This window comes from Pseudomonas sp. CBS (genome assembly GCF_024734645.1).
In the GTDB taxonomy this organism is placed as follows: Bacteria; Pseudomonadota; Gammaproteobacteria; order Pseudomonadales; family Pseudomonadaceae; genus Aquipseudomonas.
On the sequence record NZ_CP102929.1, the window covers coordinates 6,756,492 to 6,777,278 of the forward strand.

At 62.4% G+C, this 20,787-nt stretch carries 15 protein-coding genes; 12 read left to right on the plus strand and 3 right to left on the minus strand.

Going from position 1 to position 20,787, the window contains the following annotated elements; translation table 11 throughout:
- Positions 1–23 precede the first annotated feature (23 nt).
- Positions 24–1,076, minus strand: coding sequence for a hypothetical protein (locus NVB75_RS30955; protein WP_258344752.1), 1,053 nt, complete (start codon positions 1,074–1,076; stop codon positions 24–26).
- Between the two features lie 166 nt (positions 1,077–1,242).
- Positions 1,243–2,283 (minus strand): zinc-dependent alcohol dehydrogenase family protein, encoded by a 1,041-nt coding sequence (locus NVB75_RS30960; RefSeq protein WP_258344753.1) that lies wholly within the window; start codon positions 2,281–2,283, stop codon positions 1,243–1,245.
- A 184-nt stretch (positions 2,284–2,467) separates the two neighbouring features.
- Here NVB75_RS30960 and NVB75_RS30965 point away from each other — a divergent pair, with 184 nt between their 5' ends.
- Complete coding sequence (locus tag NVB75_RS30965) at positions 2,468–2,950, plus strand: Lrp/AsnC family transcriptional regulator (RefSeq protein WP_258344755.1); 483 nt, start codon at positions 2,468–2,470, stop codon at positions 2,948–2,950.
- Positions 2,951–3,034: 84 nt separating this feature from the next.
- Here the strand turns inward: NVB75_RS30965 and NVB75_RS30970 are convergent, their stop codons facing one another.
- Complete coding sequence (locus NVB75_RS30970; protein ID WP_258344757.1) at positions 3,035–5,185, minus strand: TonB-dependent receptor; 2,151 nt, start codon at positions 5,183–5,185, stop codon at positions 3,035–3,037.
- Between the two features lie 433 nt (positions 5,186–5,618).
- Here NVB75_RS30970 and NVB75_RS30975 point away from each other — a divergent pair, with 433 nt between their 5' ends.
- From NVB75_RS30975 to NVB75_RS31025, 11 genes are all read left to right on the plus strand, one after another.
- Positions 5,619–7,322: an ABC transporter substrate-binding protein gene (locus tag NVB75_RS30975; RefSeq protein WP_258344759.1), complete on the plus strand. Its 1,704-nt coding sequence runs from the start codon at positions 5,619–5,621 to the stop codon at positions 7,320–7,322.
- Positions 7,319–8,251, plus strand: coding sequence for an ABC transporter permease (locus NVB75_RS30980; protein ID WP_258344761.1), 933 nt, complete (start codon positions 7,319–7,321; stop codon positions 8,249–8,251). The genes NVB75_RS30975 and NVB75_RS30980 overlap by 4 nt, the downstream gene beginning before the upstream one ends.
- 23 nt (positions 8,252–8,274) lie before the next feature.
- Entirely contained in the window at positions 8,275–9,528 is a 1,254-nt protein-coding gene (locus tag NVB75_RS30985; protein ID WP_258344763.1) for an acyl-CoA dehydrogenase family protein, read from the plus strand.
- 32 nt (positions 9,529–9,560) lie between these two features.
- Positions 9,561–10,613 carry an NADP(H)-dependent aldo-keto reductase gene (locus NVB75_RS30990; RefSeq protein WP_258344764.1) on the plus strand — a complete coding sequence of 351 codons (1,053 nt, stop codon included), beginning with the start codon at positions 9,561–9,563 and terminating at the stop codon, positions 10,611–10,613.
- Positions 10,614–10,628: 15 nt separating this feature from the next.
- Positions 10,629–11,492 carry an ABC transporter permease gene (locus NVB75_RS30995; protein WP_258344765.1) on the plus strand — a complete coding sequence of 288 codons (864 nt, stop codon included), beginning with the start codon at positions 10,629–10,631 and terminating at the stop codon, positions 11,490–11,492.
- Positions 11,489–13,147 (plus strand): ABC transporter ATP-binding protein, encoded by a 1,659-nt coding sequence (locus tag NVB75_RS31000; RefSeq protein ID WP_258344766.1) that lies wholly within the window; start codon positions 11,489–11,491, stop codon positions 13,145–13,147. Before NVB75_RS30995 ends, NVB75_RS31000 begins: the two co-directional genes overlap by 4 nt.
- Positions 13,148–13,184: 37 nt before the next feature.
- On the plus strand, positions 13,185–14,585 hold the full coding sequence (locus NVB75_RS31005) for an LLM class flavin-dependent oxidoreductase (RefSeq protein ID WP_258344767.1): 1,401 nt from the start codon (positions 13,185–13,187) through the stop codon (positions 14,583–14,585).
- A 987-nt stretch (positions 14,586–15,572) separates the two neighbouring features.
- Positions 15,573–17,234, plus strand: a complete 1,662-nt coding sequence (locus NVB75_RS31010; RefSeq protein WP_258344768.1) for an ABC transporter substrate-binding protein — start codon at positions 15,573–15,575, stop codon at positions 17,232–17,234.
- Entirely contained in the window at positions 17,231–18,211 is a 981-nt protein-coding gene (locus NVB75_RS31015; protein ID WP_258344769.1) for an ABC transporter permease, read from the plus strand. The genes NVB75_RS31010 and NVB75_RS31015 overlap by 4 nt, the downstream gene beginning before the upstream one ends.
- Entirely contained in the window at positions 18,208–19,071 is an 864-nt protein-coding gene (locus NVB75_RS31020; RefSeq protein WP_076016009.1) for an ABC transporter permease, read from the plus strand. The genes NVB75_RS31015 and NVB75_RS31020 overlap by 4 nt, the downstream gene beginning before the upstream one ends.
- Positions 19,068–20,783 (plus strand): ABC transporter ATP-binding protein, encoded by a 1,716-nt coding sequence (locus tag NVB75_RS31025; protein WP_258344770.1) that lies wholly within the window; start codon positions 19,068–19,070, stop codon positions 20,781–20,783. Before NVB75_RS31020 ends, NVB75_RS31025 begins: the two co-directional genes overlap by 4 nt.
- Positions 20,784–20,787: the final 4 nt, after the last annotated feature.

Genomic DNA, 20,787 nt, shown 5'->3' on the forward strand with positions numbered 1-20,787 from the left:
TCGACTACAGAGACCTGTCGGTATTAGCTCGGCAACTGAGTTCCGAACAGCCATACGGATCCTGCACATAGCAGCGTCATGAGGCAGAAACCTGCGATCAACCAGCGTCGCTCAATAATAAAGGCACGCTGGTCCGATAGAAGCTCGTCGCGCGCCTTCGTCATTGTCTTTAGCTCATTGGCAGCATTGTTAAGCGCGACGGCGTGCGCATCGCGTTGCCTGGTCACTTCGAGCAATTTCGTTGCTGTATCTGCAGTGCTTTGCTGGGCTTGACCCAGGGCAGCTTCAGCGGTGCTCACCTTCTGATCGAGGTGGATATTTTGCTGTTTGAGTGCTTCCATTCTTTTGAACTGTTCCTGGATCATCGACTCCAGAAATGCCTTCGAACTCGGGTTGCTCAGCACGACGCCCTGCAAGTAGCCGTTCGGACTTTCCAGTATCTTCTTGATGCGTTGACGGTGTGCATCTTCGCGTTCATCGGTCGTGTCCTCTTCCGGGGTCATGTACTCGAAAAGCTTGGGAATACTGACCTCCACTAGCGGAATATCCAGCGCTCTCAGCTCGCTCTGCTTGATGGCGTCCACCGCGTGAGTGTTATGGATCTCCAGGTACAGTTTGCCGTCCCACTTGGTGCCCAGCCAATGCTCTGCCTGGAACTCCAGATAGATATCCACATAGCGATTTCCATTGGCGGTAACCACTAACTTTTCCGGCTCGATATGGCTGATGGTGATCGGGATTTGATGGACTTTCTTTGCCTTGCCGCTTGTGGGGAAAGCGAGGTTCAAGGTCATTGTGGTGACGGTGAGTAGTGCCTCTTTGAACAAGAGGTGATTCAGCGACTCCCCCTCGCCATGGCCGCCGGTACCGTCGCCGATATAGGAGAAGTAGCAGTTGTTTCCCTTCATGACGTGTTTGACCGGAACGCGCTTCCCGGGCCGATGATTGCTGAAGTAACGATCAGGTGTAGGTTGTCCATTGAACCGTGTCAGGCGCTGATGGGCGACTTGTCTTGCGGTGACCATGTGCTCGAGGCCGGCTTCATGGGGTGAGGTGAACGCGCGAGTTTTTGCCATAAATTGTCAGTCCTTCCATGGGTGCTCGTACTGCCGCATGATTCACAATATTTTACTGTTGAACACTTCGAGAGGTTCATCAATAAAATAAGGTCTTTGGATGTACGGATTTTGCAGCACGCTCCAGTCTGCCGCCACCGGTATCTGGATTAAATCAGTCCATTCTCTAGTCCAGTGTCACGACGGTTACGCCGGCTGTCTCGAAGCGATCCATGTTCATCAACGCATCGATGGACTGCTCCAGGCTGATGGTTTTACCCACGAGTTTTTCCGGGGCCAGTTTTCCGCTGGTGATCATCTGGATCATCGCGTCATAACGATGGGCTTGCATGCCGTGGCTACCGTAGATCTCAAGCTCGTGCGCGATGACCTTGCTCATGGGGATTGCCGGCGTGGCGTGGTCGGCGAGCATCAGCCCCACCTGGACGTGTTTGCCTCGACGGCGCAGGTTGTTGATGGAGTTGAAGCACGTGGTGGGATGGCCCAATGCATCCAGCGATACGTGGGCGCCACCCTGGGTGATTTCCAGCACGGCTTCGGTGACGTCCGCAACGTCTTGTGCGTTCACGGTTGCAACGGCACCGAGCGCGCGCGCCAGCTCGAGCTTTTCCTGCGAGATATCAATGGCGATGACGTTCGCGCCGAGGGCCTGGGCGATCATCACGGCGGACAGGCCCACGCCTCCGCAGCCATGCACCGCGACCCACTGTCCGGCGCTGACTTTGCCTTGGTCAACAACCGCGCGGAATGACGTGGCGAAGCGGCAGCCCAGGCTCGCAGCGGTAGCGAAGTCCATGCTCTGCGGGAGTTCGACGAGGTTCAGGTCGGCCTGGTGGATACCGACGTACTCGGCAAACGAACCCCAATGAGTGAAGCCCGGTTGAAACTGGGTGGTGCAGACTTGCTGGTTACCGCTGTTGCACTCGGGACACGCGCCACACCCGCCCACAAAAGGCACCGTCACACGGTCGCCGACCTTCCACCGGGTGACGTCCCTGCCAACCTCCGCCACGATGCCGGCAAGCTCATGCCCGGGAACATGGGGCAGCTGGATGTCCGGATCATGCCCCTTCCAACCGTGCCAGTCGCTGCGGCAAACGCCCGTGCCGCGCACCTGTATGACCACGCCGTGACGCTCCGGCGTCGGGTCTTCGATGTTCATCAGGCGCGGCGGTTGGGAAAAGGCTTCGTAGACAACTGCTTTCATGAAAGTCACCTCTACTTGGATAGACACTGCGCTGTATTCGATTGATCTCGTGGGCGGGGCGGCTCGAATCAGTGCTGATCCATTATGTGCAAATGCGTTGAAATTGCTTTTCATATTGCGGTTGATAGTGTGCGGGCAATGAAATTAATCTCCATGAGACGGCCCATAATTGAAAGGATCAACCATGCTCGAGCGTTTGGATAAGGTGGACATTGCAATATCAGAGCGGCTGCAGCGAGATGGGCGACTGTCGAATGTCAAATTGGCGGAGCAACTTTCCCTCAGCGAAGCGTCCTGTTGGCGCAAGCAAAAGCGCCTTGAGGAGTGCGGGGTGATTGAGGGGTATCAAGCCATTCTGAATCGTAGAAAGCTGGGCCTGGGGGTGATGGCTTTTGTTCAGATTTCCTGTAGTGACCACAGTGAAGAAGCCACGGAAAGGTTTGAAAAAATCATCGCGTCAGCGCCTCAGGTACTCAGTTGTCACAATACAACGGGCGAGGCGGATTTTTTACTTCAGGTCGTCGCCAGAGACCTGGACAGCTACAGCAGATTCGTTGAAAAGGTGCTGAGAAAGCTTCCGGGTGTATTGAGCATCCGCTCGAACCTGTCGCTTCGGGAAATGAAGACCACGCATCGTTTTCCGGTGGCCGAGCTGCTGAGTATCTGAGGGCCTGCAACGCGCGCTTCGGTGATGGGCTCGGCGGCCGAGGTTACGACTAACCCCAGCCGCCGATGCTTGGTCAGTGCGGACCTAGTAGCGCATTTCAACCGCCACATAAGCCCCAATCCCATCCCCCGGATACAACGACGCCGTATCCTGCCCCTTCGCGTCATACAACGGCTGCACCGCCGTCACGTACTTCTGATTGGTCAGGTTCTTCACATCCAGCGACACCTTCCAGTCCTTGCTCGGCGTTTCATACCCCACGTTCGCCCCGAAGATTGTGTAGGAGGGCGCATAGAAGCTGTTGGCATAGTCCACCGCCGTACGCGAAGCCGATTGCACGTTCACCCCGGTATAGAAGCCCGCCGGGTGCTGATACTGCACCTCGCCCTGATAGATATGCTTCGGAATTCCCGGCAATTGGTTGTCGCCGAAGGTCGGGTCGTGCCGGTAGTAGAAGTCGTTATAGGTATACACCTGGCGCAGGGTGATTTTTTCACCCGAGGTGTTTTCCCACAGGCGCGTATTCAAGCCGGCCTCGATCCCTTGGTGGATCGTCGGTGTGGCGTTGAATGCGCCGGTGATCGCCGCTGCGGTGGAGGTGGCCGGAATGATCTGCACGTTGAGCAATTCATTTTTCACCCACGAGCGGTAGAGCGCCAGGCTGCCGTCGAAGATGCCCGATGAACCCTTGATCCCGACTTCCACGGTATTGGCTTTCTGTTCCACCAGCGGCCGTACGTACGGCGAGGTCGGCCCGGAGCCGGAGTATTCCCACGACGCCGGTGGGTCGACGGAGCGGCTGACGTTGGCGAAGACTTGCAGTTGCGGGGTGAACTCGTAACGCACGCCGATTCGCGGTGCCAGGCTCCAGTTGTCGTAGGTCACATCGCTCGGGTACGTGGTGGTGTTGGCCACCAGGGCTTCCTTGACGTCGGCATGGCGCCGTACGTTGATCGCCGAGACGCCGCTGGTCAGCCACAGGCCGTCCACCAGTTCCAGGTCGTTGCCCACGGAGAACACGTGATCGAACGATGAGCTGTAGTCGACGAACTTGCGGGTCTGTTTGTTGGCGAAGGTGGAGTCGACCTGACCCTTGAGGTGTTCGGTGGAAGTGAAGGCCAGGCTGGAGCGGCTTTCGTGGCCGAACAGGGTGTCGCGGCGGTCGTAGTTGATCACCGCGCTCAGGTCATGCCAGTCCCAGTAGCTGGGGTTGCTCGGGCTGTTCGGGCTGTTGTTGTGGGCGTACTGGTAGTAGACGAAACCCACCGACAGGGTGGCGTCGTCCTCAAAGGTGTAGGTGGTCTTGCTGCCCAGCCATACGCTGCCGGGGCGACGGCTACCGGCGCCGCTGCTTTCGGCGGTGGCACTGGCGCGGTCGGAGTGGTGCTTCACCGCATCCAGGGTGGTGGCGCTCGGGTCGTTGTGGAACTCGTCGCGGTAACGCAGCATCACCCGGGTTTCGAGTTGCGGGCTGAAGCGGTAGCCAACGTTCGCCACCACGCCCTGGCTTTTCGACAGGCTGTAATCGCGGTAGCCATCGCTGCGGTAGTTGTCGGCATTCAGGTAGTAATCGAACGCGCCCTCGACGCCGCCGACGCTCAGGCTTTGCTTGTTATAACCGTAGCTCCCGGTTTCCGCGCGCACCCGCAGCCCGGGCGCGGTGTAGCCGGTCTGGTTGACGAAGTTGATGGCGCCGCCAAGGCTCAGTGCGCCGTATTGGAAGGCGTTGGCTCCCCGCAGGATTTCGGTGTAGTTCACCCCCGAGCCGTTGAGGAATTCGTAGGGTGTGCCGCCCGGGCCGGTGATCGGCAGGCCGTCGAACAGGAACTTGATGCCCTCGCGGAAATACCCCGGCGAGGTGTTGGCCCCCGAGCCCCGAATCGAGATCTTGGCCGCGTCGTTACCACCGGTGGACTGCACGAACACACCCGGCTGGTAGGCGAGGGTGTCCTGCAAGGTGGCGGTGCGCCCCTTGGCCACCTGTTCGCTGTCCACCACGCTGGTGCCGCCGGGTACCTCGGACAACTGACTCTTTGCCGCCTCAACGGGCGTGATTTTTTGTGCCTCCACCGTCACGGTCTTTAGCCGTGTACCGGTTGTCGGTGTGACCTCATCCTCTGCCTGTGCGCTGGCTGAAAACATCAGGGCCGAGCCCAGTCCCAGCATCGCCAGCCAAGTGGCTTGCCGCACGGCAAGTGTCAACTTTTGCAACTCTCCCCGAAAGATCGGATCCATTAAGCGTGTTCCTTGTGAATAGATAAAGATAGCCCCAGCTTTCTATTCGAATAGTCATGCCTGTTTCGCTCTGAGCAGTTTTTATGCCAACGCTATTTGCCAAGGATTACGGGCGCTTAGTGGGAGGTAAGTGTTCTGCGGGATACTTTGTTTTGAATCAGTGTTTAATTTTCAACAGTCAACTTATTGGCCGGATTTACTTCAACTGTCGCAAACGCAACAGTTGATAAGCAGTGTGTAAGGCTGCCAACAACTCAAGGTCGTATAACGGGTATAACCATATAAGTGTTTGGCAGGATTACGCTCGTTTTGTAAGGGGTTCGCGCTTGTTTTGTGGACGGGATGGCGTTTCTGAAAGACTGGCATGCTCACTGCATTACCGACTGTAGTTGCAAACTTTCAGTGTTTATCGAGTTCCTCTAAGGAAGCGTCATTGACAACCATTTTGAAACTGTCGGCAGTTATATCACTGTCCCTGGCGATCAATGCCTGTTCACCGCCTGCGGCACCACAACATGAAACTTCGGCGGCCGATGGCGTCGTCACTAACGGTGTGGTGACTTATTCGGCGGCGGACTTTTATGAGCCGTCACCGGGTCGCAGCGGTGGAACTTTGCGAGTGTCCGCCGCCTCCGACGCCGGCAGTTTCGATGTTCACGCCTTATCCAACGGCAACATCCAATGGATGGGCCGAATTCTCTACGATTGCCTGGTGTATCAGGACGAGCAGGGCAATATCAGCCCATGGCTGGCCCGCTCCTGGGACATCTCCGAGGACGGCAAGACCTACACCTTTCACCTGCGCGATGACGTGACCTTCAGCGACGGCGAGAAATTCAACGCCCAGGCGCTGCAAACCAACCTGGAGCACATGCGCGATCCGGCGACCAAGTCCCCGCTGGCTGCGGCCTATATCGCGCCGTACCTGGGCGGCAAGGTCATCGATGACTACACCTTCGAAGCCCACTTGCGCGAACCCTACACCCCCTTCCTCGACGTGCTGGCGCAGTCCTGGCTGAGCATGATCTCGCCAAAACAGATCCGCGAAGCGCCCAAGACCATCGCTGAACATCCCATCGGCAGCGGCCCGTTCCTGTTGCAGAGCTACACCCGTGACCAGGGTGCGGTGTTCATCAAGCGGCCCGGCTACAACTGGGCGCCACCGGTGACGCGGCACAAGGGTGAGGCCTACCTGGACCGCATCGAGTTGAGCTACGTCCCCGAAGCCATGATCCGCTTCACGGCGCTGGAGTCCGGCCAGTCGGATTTCGCCCTCGACGCGCCGGCCCAGAACGCCGCCGCCATTCGTGCCAACCCGAACCTGGTGATGCGCAGCCGGATCCGCAAAGGCAACCCGAGCCGCAGCATGACCTTCAACGTTGAACAGCCACCGTTTGACGACGTACGTGTGCGCCGCGCAGTCGCCAAGGCCATTGACCGCGAAGGGCTGGCATGGATTTCAGGCTTCGGCGAATACATCGCCAAGGCGGATTTCCTGGCGGCCAACACCCGGTTTTATCAACCCAACAACGACGCCCTGGCCTACGACGTCAAAGCCGCCAATGCGCTGCTGGACGACGCCGGCTGGACCGGGCGCGATGCCCAGGGCTATCGAACCAAGGACGGTCAGCGCCTCAAGGCAACGATGCTGTCCTATGACAACCCGGCGTTTCCCGCCAGCGTTTCGGTGGCCATCCAGGCCGACCTGAAAAAAGTCGGCTTCGAAATGCCCATCGAAATGCTGCCGCTGACCCGGGTGACCGAGAAACGCTACGCCGGGAAATTCCAGGCGCTGGCCGGCGGTTACTGGCACACCAACACGCCCGATGGCCTGTTCGTGCTCTATCACAGCCAGGCCATCAGCACCGACAAGATCATCGGCCAGAACGTCGGACGCTTCCGCGATGCCGAGCTGGATCGGGTCCTCAGCGCCGCTCGCCAATCCCGCGACCCGGTTGAATTGCAGGCGCTCTACGGCGAAGCGCAAAAGCGCTTGACCGAAACCGTCCCGGCGGTGCCTTCGGTGGAAAGCCAGGTGCTCACCGCGTATGGCCGGCAAGTCCAGGGCGTGATTTTTGATACCTCCCACAACGTACCGTTCTTCACCAGCATCTGGCTGGACCGGGGGCAACCATGAGCCTGTTCAAATCCATCGCCTGGCGCCTGCTGGCGGGCATCGGTGTGCTGTGGGGCGCGGCGACGCTGACCTTTCTCGCGGTTAATTTCAGCGGCGGAGATACGGCGCTGGCGATCCTCGGCGGCCCGGATTCGATGCCCACGCCGGAGCTGCTGGCCCGGGTGCGTGCCGAATACGGCCTGGACCAGCCCCTGATCGTGCAATACGGCCAATACCTGGTACGCCTGGCCCATGGCGACCTGGGCGAATCCTACCGCTTGCGTATCCCGGTGCAGCAGGCGATTGCCGAGCAGATCGGCGCAACCATTCAACTGTCCCTGAGCGCGGCGCTGCTGGCGGTGGTGTTGGCCCTGGTGTGCGCGATCCTCACCGCCAACCGTTCGCGCTGGGTGCGCTCAGTCGTCTCCGGCAGTGAACTGGTGCTGTCGTCGGCGCCTTCGTTTGTGATCGGCATGCTGCTGTTGCTGGTGTTTTCGTTTCATTGGCACTGGTTGCCGCCGTCCGGTTCCGTGGGCTGGCGTTCGTTGATCCTGCCCTCGGTCGCGCTGGCCTTGCCGGTAGCCGCGGTGCTGACCCAACTGCTGCGTCAGTCCCTGGAAGACACCCTCGAACAACCCTTTATCGCCATGGCCCGCGCACGCGGCCTGTCCGAAACCGCTGTGCGCCTGCGCCATGCGTTGCGTCACGCGCTGGTGCCGTTGGTGACCCTGGCCGGGTTCGTGTTCGCGAGCCTGCTGGGGGGCGCGGTGGTGGTGGAATTGCTGTTTGCACGCCAGGGCATCGGGCGCTTGATGCTCGATGCCACCAGCAACAACGACGTGCCGATGGTGCTGGGGGTGACCCTGCTCGCGGCCACGGTGTACGTGCTGGTGAACCTGGCCGTCGATTTGATCAACCGCTGGATTGACCCCCGGGCCCATCAAGCGTGAGTGTCTTTGAAGAAGGAAAAACCATGAGTGCTTCGATCCCCGCTGCGGTGAGTTATGCCGACTTGCACCAGCGTTTCGCCGACGTATTTGCACGGATAGCCGACACCGCCGTCGCCCGCGAGCAGCGACGCGAGCTGGCCCATGATGCGGTGGCGTGGCTGCGGGAGGCCGGCTTTGGCGCCCTGCGTGTGCCGCAGGCATTGGGCGGCCTGGGTGCGAGCCTGCCGCAGTTGTTTCGCCTGTTGATTGAACTGGGGGAGGCGGATTCAAACCTGCCGCAGATTGTGCGCGCGCATTTCGGGTTTGTTGAAGGCCGGATTTCCAGCCGTGACAGCGAGTCCCAAAATTACTGGTTCGCCAAAGTCGTCGACGGCGAGCTGTGGGGCGCGGCCATGGCCGAACGCACCGACACCACCCGCAACTCGGTGACCCTCAGCGCCGTCGATTCCGGCTGGCAGCTGGACGGCGAGAAGTACTACTGCACCGGCACGCTGTACGCCAATTGGATCGCCGCCGTTGCCCTGGATGGTGAGGATTTTGTCAGCCTCGCGGTGCGTACCGACGCGCCGGGTGTCACCGTCGAGGATGACTGGGACGGCTTTGGCCAGCGCCTCACCGGCAGCGGCACCACGCGCTTCAAGGCGGTCGACGTACCGGCGCAGCACATCGTGCGGCGCTTCAAGAAAGACGAACTGCGCGCCGAGTCCTACCTGAGCGCGTTCTACCAGCTGTTCCACCTGGCGACCCTGGCCGGCATCGCCAACGCCGTGCTGCGCGACGCCACCGAATTCGTCAAAGGCCGCACCCGCGCGTTTGGCGTGCCGGGGCAATCGAGCCCCAAGGACGATCCGCTGGTGCAGCGGGTGATCGGTCGCCTGTCGAGCCTGGCCTATGCCGCCCGCACCCAGGTGCTGGCCGTTGCCGAGGTCCTTCAGGAGGTGCACGAAGCAGAGCAGGGCGGCTACGCCAACGAAGAGCATTACACCGAGGCGGAGATCCGCGCCTTTCAGGCGCAACAGATCGTGCTGGAACAAGTACTGGAAGCCACCACGCTGCTGTTCGAAGTCGGCGGCGCCTCCGCCACCAGCGAGTCGCGTCGCTTCGACCGGCATTGGCGCAACGCGCGCACCCTGGCCTCCCATAACCCGGCGATCTTTCGCGAACGGGCTCTGGGCAATTACTACCTCAACGATGTCACCCCCAACGCCGCCTGGCGCAGCTTGCAAGCCGCCGACGCCGAGCAGCAGGCCGCCCGCGACGAAGCGAGTGCGGTATGAGCCTTCAACCCTTGAATAAAAAAGGATCACCCATGCGTTACCGCCAACTGGGCAACAGCGATATCCAAGTCAGCGTGCTGGGCCTGGGCACCATGACCTGGGGCCACCAGAACACCGAAACCGATGCCCATCAGCAGATTGATTTGGCGCTGGCCGAAGGCATCAACTTCATCGACACCGCCGAGATGTACCCCACGCCCACCAAGGCTGAAACCTGGCGCACCACCGAGCGCTACATCGGCAGTTGGCTGGCGGCCAGTGGTCGCCGGGACGAGGTGATCCTGGCGAGCAAAATCGCCGGCCCGGCCCGTGATCCCAGCAGCCAGCAACACATCCGCGACGGCCTCAGCCACCACGACCGGCGCAACATCGTCGAAGCCCTGGACGGCAGCCTCAAACGCCTGAACACCGACTACCTCGACCTCTACCAACTGCACTGGCCGGACCGCACCACCAACATCTTCGGCCAGCGCGAATACCCGTATCGGGAAGACACCCAAAGCGTCGCCATCGAGGAAACCCTGGCGGTGCTGGCCGATCAGGTAAAGGCCGGCAAGGTGCGCCACATCGGCGTTTCCAACGAAACCCCGTGGGGCGTCGCCGAGTTTCTCAAGCAAAGCGAACGCCTCGGCCTGCCGCGGATTGCCAGCGTGCAAAACCCCTACAGCCTGCTGAATCGCCTGTACGAGGGCGGCCTCTCGGAGTTCACCCACCGCGAAGGCGTCGGCCTGCTGGCGTACTCGCCGCTGGCCTTCGGTGCGCTCACCGGCAAATACCTGGGCGGCGCACGTCCCGAGGGTTCGCGGCTGTCGGCGGTGTACCGCACCTTCAACCGCTATGACAGTGCCTCGGCCCTGGAGGCCATCACCGGCTACGTGGAAATTGCCCGGCAGCACGGCCTGACGCCGGCCCAGTTGGCCCTGGCCTTCATCATCGACAAACCCTTCGTCACCAGCGCGCTCACCGGGCAAACCAGCCTGGCGCAATTGCGCGACAACCTCGGCGCGCTGGACGTGAGCCTCAGCGACGAGATCAAGGCGCAGGTCCAGGCCATCCACCAGCGCATTCCCAACCCTGCGCCCTAGAACGAGGAGCCTGGCATGACGCAGACCATTGATACGTTGAGCGGCATTCGCCCGTTGCGTCTTGTCGGGCTGACCCGGCTGCGGCCGGGCCTATTGCTCGCCGGGGTGTTTGTTGCCCTGCTGCTGTTGGCCGCCGTTGTTCCGCAATGGCTGGCGCCCTATGACCCGCTGGAGGCGTCGGCGCGCCTGGCGTTCCAGGCGCCGAGCAACCTGTATTGGCTGGGCACCGATGAGAACGGCCGCGACGTGCTCAGCCGGTTGATTTATGGCGTGCGCTCGTCGCTGTTCATGGGCCTCGCTGCCACCGCGCTGGGACTGGCCTGGGGCACCGTGCTCGGGTTGATCGCCGGCCTTGGTCCGCGTTGGCTGGATGGCGCCCTGATGCGCGGGATCGACGTGCTGCTGTCGTTTCCCGACCTGTTGCTGGCGCTGGTGATCATCACGTTTTTCGGCCAGGGCACGGCCAACCTGATACTCGCGATTGGCATCGCCGGCGTGCCGCGTTATGCGCGGCTGGTGCGGGCGCAAACCCTGAATGTGCGCAACGCCGGCTACGTTGAATCCGCTGTCACCCTCGGCCAATCCCATCTGGCGGTGGTGCTGCGGCACATCCTGCCGAATGCCTTCAAGCCGGTGCTAATCCTCGCCACCATCGGCGTCGGCGGCGCGATCACCGCCGGCGCCGCCTTGAGCTTCCTCGGCTTCGGCGCACCGCCGCCCGCGCCGGAGTGGGGCGGGATGATGTCCATCGGGCGCAGCTTCCTGGCCAATGCGCCGTGGCTGGTGGCCTGGCCCGCCCTGATCATCACCCTGACCGTTGTCTCCATCAGTGCCATCGGCCGCGAACTGTTGCGCCGCAGCGAAGGAAAGCCCCTATGACGATGAACATCCATACCCTCGGCCCGCTGGTCGATATCCGCGACCTGACGGTCTGTTTCGGCCAGGCCGAGCCGGTGTTGCACGGCGTCAGCCTGCAGTTGCATCGCGGTGAATGCCTGGCGCTGGTGGGGGAGTCGGGCTCCGGCAAAAGCGTCACCGCCCGCACCCTGGCCGGCCTCACCGGCAAGGACGCCCACGTCCAGGCCGCCAAGCTGGCCTTCCAGGGCGTCGACCTGCGCCAGCTCAATGAGCGGGCCTGGCAGCAACTGCGCGGCGCGAGCATCGGCTTTGTGATGCAGGACGCCCTCGGCGCGCTGGACCCGCTGCGCCGCGTCGGTGCCGAGATCGAAGAACCGTTGCACCTGCACACCGCATTGGGCCTGGAAGCGCGCCGCCTGCGGGTGCTGGAACTGCTGCGGGATGTCGGCGTGCCGGAACCAGAGCTGCGCGCCAGCCAATACCCCTGGCAACTTTCCGGCGGTTTGCGCCAGCGTGCGTTGATCGCCTCGGCCATCGCCTGCAACCCACGGCTGATCATTGCCGATGAACCCACCACGGCACTGGACGCCACGGTGCAGGCCCAAGTTATCGCGCTGCTGGAAAGCCTGCGGGGTGAAGACAACGCGCTGCTGATGGTCAGCCATGACCTGTCGGTGGTCTCGCGCCTGGCCGATCGCGTGGCCGTGATGCGCCACGGCGTGATCGTGGAGGAGGGCAGCACCGAGCAGGTCCTGCAAGACCCGCGTCATCCGTATACGCAACTGCTGCTGCGGGCGGCCAAGGCCGTGCACTTCCAGCCCACACGCCGGTTGCTTACGGCAGTTGAACCGGAGCCTGCTCCCGAAGGCGAGGTGCTGCTCGAAGCGCGTGATCTCTCCAAAACCTTTGTTGGTCCCGACGGCAAAACCCGCACGGTGTTGAACCAGGTGTCGTTGCAGCTGCGTCGCGGCGAAACCCTGGGGGTAGTGGGCGAATCGGGCTGCGGCAAGACCACCTTGACCCGCCTGATACTCGGCCTGGAAACCGCCGATGCCGGCGAGGTATGGATCAAGGGCCAGCGCTGGTCCGACCTCGACACCCGGCAAAAACGCGAAGCCCGGCGTGCGGTGCAAGTGGTGTTCCAGGACCCCCTCAGCTCCTTCGACCCGCGCTACACGGTGCAGCGTGTGCTGTTCGAAGCGCTGGTGGTGGCCGGCGTACCGCGTCACGCACGGCGCGACCGCGCACTGGAACTGCTGGAACTGGTGCGCCTCGATGCCAGCGCCTTGTCCCGCCGACCCATCGAACTCTCCGGCGGCCAACGCCAGCGCATCGCGATTGCCCGAGCGTTGGCTTCCGAGCCCCAAATCCTTATCTGCGATGAACCGGTCTCGGCGCTGGACGTGTCGGTACAGGCACAGATTCTGGAGCTGCTCGACGACCTCAAGCGCCGCCTCGGCCTGGCCTGTCTGTTCATCTCCCACGACCTGGGGGTGATCAACCACGTCAGTGAACGCGTGCTGGTGATGAAGGCCGGCGAAGTGGTGGAGTCCGGCTCGGTACGCGCCGTGTTCGACCGTCCGGCCCACGCCTATACCCGCGCGCTGATCGACGCGATCCCGAACCTTGAAACCGAACACACGCCAGTCCCGTTCTACCTGAACGTCGCGATCTGACGTATTGGAAAACGTATCTACGAAAGGAGTGCTCCAGGTGCCCAAGCAACTGCACGTGAATTTGTTTGAGATGAACTGCGTCAGTCACATCGTCCATGGTTTGTGGGTGCACCCGGACAACAACCGACACCGCTTCAACGACCTCGACTACTGGACCGAGCTGGCGCAATTGCTGGAATACGGCACCTTTGACGGTGTGTTCCTGGCCGACGTGATTGGCACCTACGACCGTTTTCGTGATGGCCCTGAAACCTCGTTGCGTGAAGGCATGCAGATCCCCAGCAACGACCCGCTGCTGGTGATTCCGGCGATGGCCGGGGTGACTAAAAACCTTGGCTTCGGCGCGACCTTTTCCACCACCTACGAACCGCCGTTCGCGTTTGCGCGGCGCATGAGTACCCTCGATCACCTGACCAAGGGGCGGGTGGGTTGGAACATCGTCACCTCATATTTGCCGAATGCGGCGCGCAACTTCGGGCACGACACTGAGGTGGTCCATGATCACCGCTACGAGATCGCCGATGAATATCTGGACGTGTTGTACAAACTTTGGGAAGGCTCGTGGGACGACGACGCGGTAATCGTCGACCGCGAGCGCCGGATCTATACCGATCCGGACAAGGTGCGCTATATCAACCATGTGGGGGAGCACTTCAAGGTTGCCGGTCCGCACTTGTGCCAGCCTTCGCGGCAACGTACGCCGGTGTTATTTCAGGCCACCGGGTCACCGGCGGGCATCGAGTTTGCCGGGCGGCATGCTGAAGTGGTGTTTACCGGGGGTAATGATGCGCCGGCGGTGCGGGCGAATATCCAGGCGATGCGGCAGAAGGCTGTTGAGCATGATCGTGATCCGGCGGGGTTGAAGTTTATTGTGATGGCGGGGGTGATCGTCGGGCGTACCGATGAGGAGGTGAGTGCCAAGCTCGACAGTTATCGCAAGCTGGTGAGTGTTGAGGCGTCGTTGGCTCATGGGCAGTCGGCGATTGATTTGACGGCGTATCCGCGGGATACCTTGATCAGTGATCTGGTGGGTCGGCAGGTCAAGGGGTGGGAGAGTTTGAGCCGGTATAAACCGGATTCCACGGTGGGCGCGGTTCTGGCCCAGCTTGGTGGCTTCAATCGTGAGCGTTTTTTTGTTGCCGGTACACCTACGGTGGTGGCGGATGCGATTGAGAAATGGCTGGATGAGGATGGGATCGACGGGATTAACCTGAGGCAGTATCTGTCGTTCGAAACGGCGCGGGATTTTATTGAATTGGTGGTGCCGGAGTTGCGTCGTCGTGGGCGGTTTCGTGAGCGGTACAACGAGGGGGAGACGTTGCGGGAGCGGTTGTTTGGGGCTGGGCGGGCGCGGTTGCCGGGGGACCATTTTGGCGCGCGTTATCGGGATCCGGAGGCGTTGCTGAAGCCGGCGTTGCCGTTGCGGTTTCCCGCGTGAGTTGAGAGTACATATCCGTTTCTTCGGTAACGGCCACTTAGGGTTCCGCTCTTACAGCGGGTCACTTTTGAAAAGCGCAAAAGTAACCAAAACGCTCTGCCCCGCCTGTCGGCGCCTCGCTGTGGCTCGGCGTTCCCTCACTCCGGCATTGCTCCGCGGGCCGCCGCGACGGGCCATCCATGGCCCGGCGCGGCTAAACCGGCGTCCTGCCGGTTTACCCGCTCCTCAATACCTGCGTTCGGCCTCGGGCTGAATGGGGCAGTCAGATCAAGATCAACAGCAGATCAACAGCAAGAGCACAGCGGCCTACCGGCCGGCTTGAGTGTTGAAGAGCAAAAGCAAAAACCAGAGCGAAAACAGAGCTGCTTTTCTGTGGGAGCGGGCTTGCTCGCGAAAAACCTGAGAGCGCCGCGTTCATCCAGAATGCCCGCGTCATCGTTAACGACCTTCGCGAGCAAGCCCGCTCCCACATTTTTTGGACCGTGCCCGCTTTAGCTTTTGATTTTGCTCTTCAACACTCAAGCCGGCCGGGAGGCCGCTGTGCTTTTGATCTGCTTTTGATCTTGATCTTAGGCGCCCCGTTAAACCACGCTGGCCGAACGCAGGCTTTGGAGCGTGGGTAACCTGGCAGGACGCCAGGTTAGCCGTCCTGGGCCAGGGATGGCCCATGACGGCGGCCCACGGTCCAAAGCCGGAGTGAGGGCACACCGAGCCTAGGCGAGGTGCCGAGTGGTGGGGCAAGAGCGTTTTGCTTACTTTTGCGCTCTTCAAAAGTGAGCCGCTGTAAGAGCGGAACCAATAGCGGCCGTTACCGCAGCAACGGATATGTACTCCCCCCCAAGGCCAGCTGTTGCCTGACCAACACCTCCCACACACATTGTCGTTTTCACCAATCCCCCCAACCCCCAACACCCCCTGTTTACAGGCCCAAAAACCCGGCATGCCTTGTGCAATAACCCAGTTCCCGGACTTTAGGCCTCAGTCATCATGCAAGAACCCGCCCCTTACCCGCGACGATCCACCTCGTTGCTGCTCATCGGCACCGCCACACTCTGCAGCCTGCTGCTCGGCTGCGGCCAAAGCAGCTCCACCGTCACCCGCAGTGACCAACCAGTAAAGGGCGGCACCCTGATCTACGCCACCGACCGCGAACCCACCTGCCTCGACCCCCACGTGGCCGGCGACATGCCCCAGGTGTTCGTCGCCCAGCAATACCTCGACTCCCTGGTCTCAATGGACTCCGACGGCCGCATCGGCCCTTGGCTCGCCAAGACCTGGGAAGTCTCCCCCGACGGCCTGACCTACACCTTCCACCTGCGCAACGACGTGCACTTCACCGACGGCACCCCGTTCAACGCCGCCGCCGTCAAGGCCAACCTCGACCACATGGCCAACCCCAAGACCCAATCCAGCACCGCAGGCGGCTACATCCGCCAATACCGCAGCACCGACGTGCTCGACGAATACACCGCAGTGGTGCACCTCGCCACGCCTTACGCCGCGTTCCTGGAAGTGTTGGCCCAAGGCTTCCTCGGCATCGAGTCCCCCACCGCACTGCTGCGCTCCCGCGACGAGAACTGCGAAAGCCCGGTCGGCAGCGGACCGTTCAAGGTCGTGCGCTGGGACCGCCAAAGCCAGGTCGAACTGGTGCGCAACCCCGACTACAACTGGGCCCCACCCACCGCCAAACACCAAGGCCCGGCCTGGCTCGACCGGATCGTCTGGAAGTTCATCCAGGAACCGTCCGTACGCTTCGCCTCGTTGCAGGCCGGCGAGGTCGACGTGATCGAAGCCTTGCCTCCCGAATCCCACGAGGCCGCGCGACGCAATCCGGACCTGACCCTGGTAATCGCCCAACGCCCCGGCAACCCCACCAACGGCACGCTGAACATCACCCGTGCGCCGTTCGATGACCTGCGGGTGCGCGAAGCCTTCGTGCGCAGTTCCGACATCGAGGGCGCGTTGAAGAGCGTGTACTTCAACGAATTCCCCCGCGCCGGTGGGCCGTTGAGCCCGGCCACGCGCTTCTACAGCCCGGAATTCCAGCACGCCCAGGATTACGACCCGGCCCGTGCCGCGCAGTTGCTCGACCAGGCCGGCTGGACCCAGCGCGACAGCGAGGGCTACCGCACCAAGGACGGTAAGCGTCTGCAAGTTCACGTGGTGATGGGCAACCGCACGCCACCGTCGGAATACACCTTGTGGGAACAGGTGCAGGCCACCACCCGGCAGGTCGGCTTCGAGCTGATCGTCGACCAGATGAGTGATGTGCAGGCCACCAAACGCCAGGCCGACTGGGACTACGACATTCGCCTCGGCTACTGGAACACCAACACCGCCGACGTGCTGCGGATCATCTTTGGCAGCGAGTTCATCCGTCCGGCAGGCGTCGGGGGTTACCACCAGAACACCGCCGGCTTCAGTGATCCAGCCTTCGACACGTTGATCCAGCAGGCCCTCACCACCCAGGACAGCGAGCAGCGCCGGGCCTTGTATTACCAGGCGCAGAAAATCGCTTCCAGCCAGTACCTGCAACTGACCACCTACCCGCAAAGCACGCGGCTGGGTATCTACAAGACCACCCAGGGCGTGCGGCTGGAGCCGTCGCTGGCGGTGACGTATCTCTATGACGCATGGGTGAACAAATGAGCAGTCCATCACTTGCCAACCCTCGCCACGAGCGCCTGGCCCGGCTCGGCAAACGTGCGCTGTGGCGCCTTGCCGGCGGCGTGCTGGTGCTCTGGGCGGTGGCCACGCTGACTTTCTTTGCCTTGCGCCTGATGCCCGGCGATCCGGTGCTGGCGATCCTCGGCGGCCCGAGTGGCAACCCCACCGCTGAGACCATCGCTGAATCCACCCGCGAATACGGCCTCGACAAGCCTCTGGCGGTGCAATACGCGCTGTACCTCGGGCGCCTGGTGCAGGGTGACCTGGGGGTTTCCTATTCCCAGCACCTGCCAGTGACCCGCGTCCTCGCGGAGCAATCCTGGCCGACCCTGGAACTGACCCTGACGTCCCTCGCACTCGCCTGGGTCTTGGTGCTGGCGCTGACGGTGCTGACGGCGGGGCGCCGGCGCTGGGTTGCCAGCCTGGCCTCGTTGGCCGAAACCCTGGCCGCCGCGTTGCCGCATTTCTGGCTGGGGATTCTATTGCTGGCGGTGTTTGCGTTCGGCCTGCGGCTGTTCCCGCCGGCGGGCAGCGATGGCTGGCGCACCCTGGTGTTGCCGTCGTTCGCCCTGGCGATTCCGCTGGCCGGGTTTATTGCCCAGGTCACCCGCGAATCCCTGGACCTGACCCTCGACCAACCCTTCATCCTGACCGCCCGCACCCGTGGCCTGAGTGACTTCAACGTGCGCTTCAAGCACGCGTTGCGCCACGCCGTGTTGCCGGGCATCTCGCTGTCGGGTTGGGCCATCGGCGCGCTGATCAGCGGCGCCGTGGTGATCGAAGTGATCTTTTCCCGCAAGGGCCTCGGCCGCCAGCTGTACCAGGCGGTGCAGGCACAGGACCTGCCGCTGACCATCGGCATCAGCCTGGTGGTCGCCGCCGGTTACGTGCTCGCCAATATTCTGGTCGGCCTGCTGTACCTGTGGGTCGACCCTCGCCAACAGGAGCTTCCAGCATGAGCGGCCTGACCCTGGAAACACCGCTGCCCGCGCTGCGGATTCAGCGCACCACTCGCACCCTGCGCCTCGGCCCGCTGTTGGCGATTACCTTTTTGCTGCTGGTGATTGTCGCGGCGCTGGTGCCGCAGTTGTTCGCCTACAGCGACCCGCTGGCTATCGTGCCCCGCGATGCGTTTCATTCGCCGAGCCTGGCCCACTGGTTCGGCACCGATCAGTCGGGGCGGGATATTTTTTCACGGGTGATCTACGGCACCCGCCAGTCGTTGTTTATCGGCCTGGCGGCCACGGCGATTGCCATGAGCATCGCCATCGTTCTCGGCCTGCTGGGCGGCCTTGGCGGTGCGCGGGTGGACCGTGGCGTGGGTTGGTTGCTGGAAGTGCTGTTTGCGTTTCCGAGCCTGATCCTGGCGCTGCTGTTCGTGGCGATCTTTGGCAGCGGCATCGGCCCTCTGATTGTCGCCACCGGGCTGGGCAGTGCGCCGGGTTACGCAAGGATGGTTCGTGGCCAGGTGCTGGCGGTGCGTAACGCGGGCTATATCGAAGCTGCCAGGGCCCTCGGGCATCCGCCATTGCGCATCATCCTGCGCCAGTTGCTGCCGAACGCCATGCGCCCGTTGATCGTGACCCTGACCATGGGCGTGGGCCAGGCGATTGTCTGGGCCTCGGCTCTGAGCTTTCTCGGCCTGGGCGCCCGCCCGCCGGCGCCGGAGTGGGGGACCATGTTGTCCATGGGCCGCGACTTTATCGCCAACGCCTGGTGGCTGACGTTCTTCCCCGGCCTGTTCATCGTCCTCACCACCCTGTCGACCACGGTCACTGGCCGTTACCTGCAACAACGCCTGGAGGGCCGTCTTTCATGAGCGACCAGAAACGCTTGATCGTTGAAGGGCTGTCCATCGAGTTTGCCGGGCAGTCTGTCGTACGCAATTTGTCTTTCACCCTGGAGCCGGGCAAGACCCTGGCGCTGGTGGGGGAGTCCGGTTCCGGCAAAAGCGTCACCGCCCGCAGCCTGATCGGCCTCGCAGGTGCCGGTGCCAAGGTTACCGCACGTACCTTGAGCTATGACGGGGTGGATTTGCTCAGCCTGTCGGAGCGGGGCTGGCGCCGCTTGCGGGGCAATGGCATCGGCTTTGTATTGCAGGACGCACTGGTGTCCCTCGACCCGTTGCGGCCGGTGGGCAAGGAGATTCTCGAGGTGCTGGAGACCCATCGCTGGGGCGACCGTCGCAGCCGTGGCGAACGCGTCATCGAACTGCTGGACCTGGTGGGCGTACCCGAACCGCAACTGCGTGCCCGCCAGCGTCCCGATCAACTCTCCGGCGGCCTGCGCCAGCGTGCGCTGATAGCCAGTGCACTCGCATTGAACCCCGGCCTGGTGATCGCCGATGAACCGACCACCGCGCTGGATGCCACGGTGCAGGCGCAGATTCTGCAGGTGTTGCAGCAGATCAAGGCCCGTGGCGATTCGCTGCTGATCATCAGCCATGACCTGGCGGTGGTTGCGCAATTGGCGGATGAGGTGCTGGTGCTGCGCCACGGCGAAGTGGTGGAGCAGGGGCCGATGGATCAGGTGCTGCTCAATCCTCGCCATGCCTACACACGCTCGCTGCTGGATGCGGTGCCCGCCGAACATGCCCGTGGCACACGCTTGTCGCCGGAGCGCAGCAACGCGGTCGCGCAACCACGGCCGGGCGCGGATTCGCTGGTGTTGCTCAAGGCCTCCGGGCTGGGCAAACGGTATGTCGGCCCCGATCAACAATCGCGCCAGGTGGTGGATGACGTCAGCTTCGAGCTGCGCGCCGGTCGTACCCTGGGCATCGTCGGTGAATCCGGCTCGGGCAAAACCACGGTGGCGCGTATCGCCCTCGGGCTGCTGCAACCGGATGCCGGCGAGGTGCGTTTTCTCGGCCAGCCATGGGCAGCAGCGGGCGCGGAAAGGGTCGAGGAAAAGACCCGACGTTTGCATCGCCGGGATATCAGCGTGATCTATCAGGACCCGCTGAGTTCGTTCGACCCGCGCTGGACAGTCGGGCAGATTCTCAGTGATGCGCTGGACGTTGCCGGTATCGCCTTCGAGCAACAGGCGGCGCGAGTGGCGCAGTTGCTCGACCAGGTACGCCTGGCGCCGCAGCTGGCCGAGCGCCGGCCGCTGCAGCTGTCGGGCGGGCAACGCCAGCGCGTGGCGATTGCCCGGGCGATTGCCAGCAATCCCAAGGTGATTATCTGTGACGAGCCGGTGTCGGCGCTGGACGTGTCGGTGCAGGCCCAGGTCCTGGATTTGCTGGCTGACCTGCAAGCCTCGCTGGGCCTGGCCTACCTGTTTATTTCCCACGACCTCGGGGTGATCCGCCACGTCAGCGACGAGGTGCTGGTGATGCGCCACGGCCAGGTAGTGGAAAGCGCCAGCGTCGAGACGTTGTTTGAATCCCCTCAACACGAATACACCCAACGCTTGTTGGGCGCAGTGCCGCGCCTGCCCGGCAGCGGTACGCAGCTGGTGGTGCCGGCCCTGGAGCCGGAAAACCCCGGCTGGCTGTTTGATGAATCGCGCCTGTGGAAAATCGCCATCTAGACCT